This window comes from Streptomyces sp. MnatMP-M17 (assembly GCF_900091995.1).
Lineage (GTDB): Bacteria > Actinomycetota > Actinomycetes > Streptomycetales > Streptomycetaceae > Streptomyces.
This window is the reverse complement of the sequence record NZ_FMDK01001285.1, coordinates 1-3,204: the sequence shown is the minus strand read 5'-3', so window position 1 is coordinate 3,204 and position 3,204 is coordinate 1. Positions and strand designations below refer to the sequence as shown.

Sequence of the window (3,204 nt, the reverse complement as noted above, 5' to 3'; positions counted from 1 at the left end):
TCAGGCTCCGGTCGTCCGACGACTTCGACGTGCCCGTGCGGCTGGCCCCGACGCGCAGCGTGGTGGCCCTGGCGGTCACCGTCGTGCTGCTCGCCGCCGGCGCCGTGTGGTCCTTCGCGGGAAGCCTGCCGCGCACGATGCGCGCGCCGGGGGTCCTCACCCACACCGACGGCAGCTTCTTCCTGCACAGTCCGGTGCCGGGGCGGATCGAGCGGGTCGACGTGGTGGAGGGCGTCCTCTTCCCGAAGGGCACGGTGCTGTTCACCGTTCGGAACGACACCGGTGAGCATCCAGTGCGCTCCGCCGTCGCGGGCCGGGTGACGTCGCTGCTGGCGGCCACCGGGGCGACCGTGACGCCGAAGGACGAACTGGCTGTGGTGGAACGCGTCGCCGGAGCCGGCGATCCGCTGATCGCCGTGGTCTACGTACCGGCGCCGGACGCCGTCCACATCCACCCCGGCACGGCCGCGGACTTGGAGGTGGAGACCGTGTCCGCCCAGCGCTACGGGGTGCTGCGCGGCACCGTCGTCTCCGTGGGCCGCTTCCCGCAGACCCCCGAGCAGATCACGGCGTTCCTCGCGGACCCGCTGCTCGGCCGCGAACTGACCGCGCAGGGGGAGCCGGTCGCCGTGACCGTACGGCTCGCTCCCGCTCCGACCGCCAGCGGGTTCCGCTGGTCGACGGGGGAGGGACCCCCCTACCGGATCGACTCGCGCCTCGTCGCGGCCGTCGACCTCCACCTGCCCCCTGTCCGGCCGATTACTTGGATGGTGTCCTGAGTGCCGCCGGTCCCTGCCAGCCGTGCCGACGGCGGACTGAGCCACGCCACCGCACCCGGTGGCCCGCGTGGACGGCGTCCGCGACCCGCGCACCGTAGGGTGCGTACCCCCGTCGTGCAGCAGATGGAGGCCACCGAGTGCGGGGCCGCCGCCCTGGCCGTCGTGCTCGCGCACCATCGTCGTTTCGTGCCGCTGGAGGAGCTGCGCGTGGCGTGCGGGATCTCCCGGGACGGGGCGAAGGCCTCCAGCGTCCTCAAGGCGGCCCGACGGTACGGCATGGACGCCGAGGGCCTGCGCCTGGACCCGGAAGCCCTCGCCACGGCGGCGCCGCCGCTGGTGCTGTTCTGGGAGTTCAACCACTTCCTCGTCTTCGAGGGCTGCGGCAGGCGGTTCGGCCGCGAGGTCGTCCACCTCAACGACCCCGCGCGCGGACGCCGGGTGGTCTCGGCCGAAGAGTTCGGCGACAGCTTCACCGGTGTCGCGCTGCGCATACGGCCCGGCGCCGGATTCCGTCCAGGGGGGCGCCGGCCCGGCCCGCTGGAGGGAGTCGCCGCCCACCTGCGGGGCGCCTTGTGGCCCCTGGCGCTGAGCGTGGTCAGCGGTCTGCTGCTGACCTTCGCGGCCCTGGCGACGGCGGGCTTCACCCGTGCCTTCGTGGACACCCTGCTGCAGGGCCAGGGCGACTCGGTCCTGCCGGCGCTCTTCTCGATGATGGGCGCAGCGATCCTGGCCGTGCTGGTGCTGACCGTGGTGCGTCAGTCGCTGCTGCTCAGGGTCAGGATCGTCAGCGGCACCCGGAACAGCGCCCGGCTGCTGCGGCATCTGCTCGCGCTGCCCGTCGCCTTCGTCGCCCAGCGCAGCACGGCCGACCTCACCCGCCGGCTGTCGTCCGTCGACGGCGTCGCCCTGATGCTGACCACCGATCTGGTCGGTGTCGTGGTGAACGCGGCGGCCGTGGTCGTCTACACCTGCCTCCTGCTGACGTACAGCCTTCCGCTGACGGTGCTGACCGTGGTGCTGTCCCTGCTGAATGTCGTCGCCGTCCGGTACGCGGCGCTGGGCCGCGCCGGCCGGGCCGGACGGCTGGCCACGGACGAGACGAAGCTGTTCACCGCCTCCGTCACCGGGCTGCGGCTCATCGAGCCCGTCAAGGCGAGCGGGGCGGAGGACGAGCACTTCCGGACCTGGGCCTCGGCACTGGCGAAGGTGGTGAGCGGCCGTCAGGACGTGGGCGGCCTCGACGTGCTGCTGGCGGTGACCGCCCCGGCCCTGGCCGCGGTCAACAGCGCGGGAATCCTGCTGATCGGCGGACTGCAGGCGGCCCATGGGCAGATGACCGTCGGCGCCCTGGCCGCGGTCCAGATGCTGGTCACCGCGTTCACCACACCGGTCATCGGGCTCACCGCCACGGCGGGCCGCATCCAGGACTTCGGCATCCAGCTTGCCCGGCTGCGCGACGTGGAGACCTTCCCGTCCGACGAGGACCGTCAGCCGCCGACCGGCGAGAGGCCGCGGCGGCTCGTCGGACATCTGGCGCTGGAGCACGTGACATTCGGCTACAACCCGACCGCGCCCCCGCTGCTGAGCGACCTGTCGCTGAGCGTCGGCCCCGGCGAGCAGGTCGCCCTGGTAGGGGGCTCCGGCAGCGGCAAGTCCACGGTGTCGCGGCTGATCGCGGGACTTCACCGGCCGTGGGACGGCTCGATCATGATCGACGGCGTCCGGCGCGACCTCATCCCGGGTCCGGTGCTGGCCATGTCGGTGGCCTTCGTGGACCAGGACGTCGTCCTCTTCCACGGCACGGTGAAGCAGAACGTCACCCTCTGGGACCCGACGGTCTCCGACGAGGACGTGGTGGCCGCCCTGCGCGACGCCGCGGTGTACGAGGTCGTCGCGGCACGCCCCGGCGGGATCCACAGCCTCGTCGAGGAGGACGGCCGCAACTTCTCCGGCGGCCAGGCGCAACGCCTCGAGATAGCCCGCGCGCTGGTGCGCAACCCGGCCCTGCTGGTGCTGGACGAGGCCACGAGCGCGCTGGACGCCGAGATCGAGCACACCGTCACCGACAACATCAGGCGCCGCGGCTGCGCCCTCGTGGTCGTGGCGCACCGGCTCAGCACGGTCCGCGACAGCGACGAGATCGTCGTGCTCGACCGGGGCCGGGTCGGCGAACGCGGCACGCACGAGCGGCTGCTCGCGGCCGGCGGGCGCTACCACGACTTGGTCAAGAGGGCCTGACATGGTGCTGGACGCCGGTCCCGGCTTCGCGCACGGCCTCGCGGGACTCGGGCGCGAGGCCGGCTCCCCAGGGCCCCGGCTGCGGCCGGAGCCGGGGATGCTGTGGCTCGTCGTGGACGGTGAGGCGGACGCCTTCGCGGTCGGCGGCCCGGACGGGACCGGCCGGTGGCACGCGCTCGGCCGGCTG

General features: G+C 73.4%; 3 protein-coding genes. All 3 read left to right on the top strand.

Annotated elements, in window-relative coordinates; translation table 11 throughout:
• Positions 1-779, top strand: a 779-nt coding sequence (locus GA0115259_RS38605; RefSeq protein WP_093605294.1) for an HlyD family efflux transporter periplasmic adaptor subunit, incomplete at its 5' end; no start/stop codon positions are given.
• Between the two features lie 114 nt (positions 780-893).
• A complete protein-coding gene (locus GA0115259_RS38600) occupies positions 894-3,017 on the top strand; it encodes an NHLP family bacteriocin export ABC transporter peptidase/permease/ATPase subunit (RefSeq protein ID WP_141716916.1) in 2,124 nt (707 codons plus the stop codon).
• 1 nt (position 3,018) lies between these two features.
• Positions 3,019-3,204, top strand: a 186-nt coding sequence (locus GA0115259_RS38595; RefSeq protein WP_141716915.1) for a hypothetical protein, incomplete at its 3' end; no start/stop codon positions are given.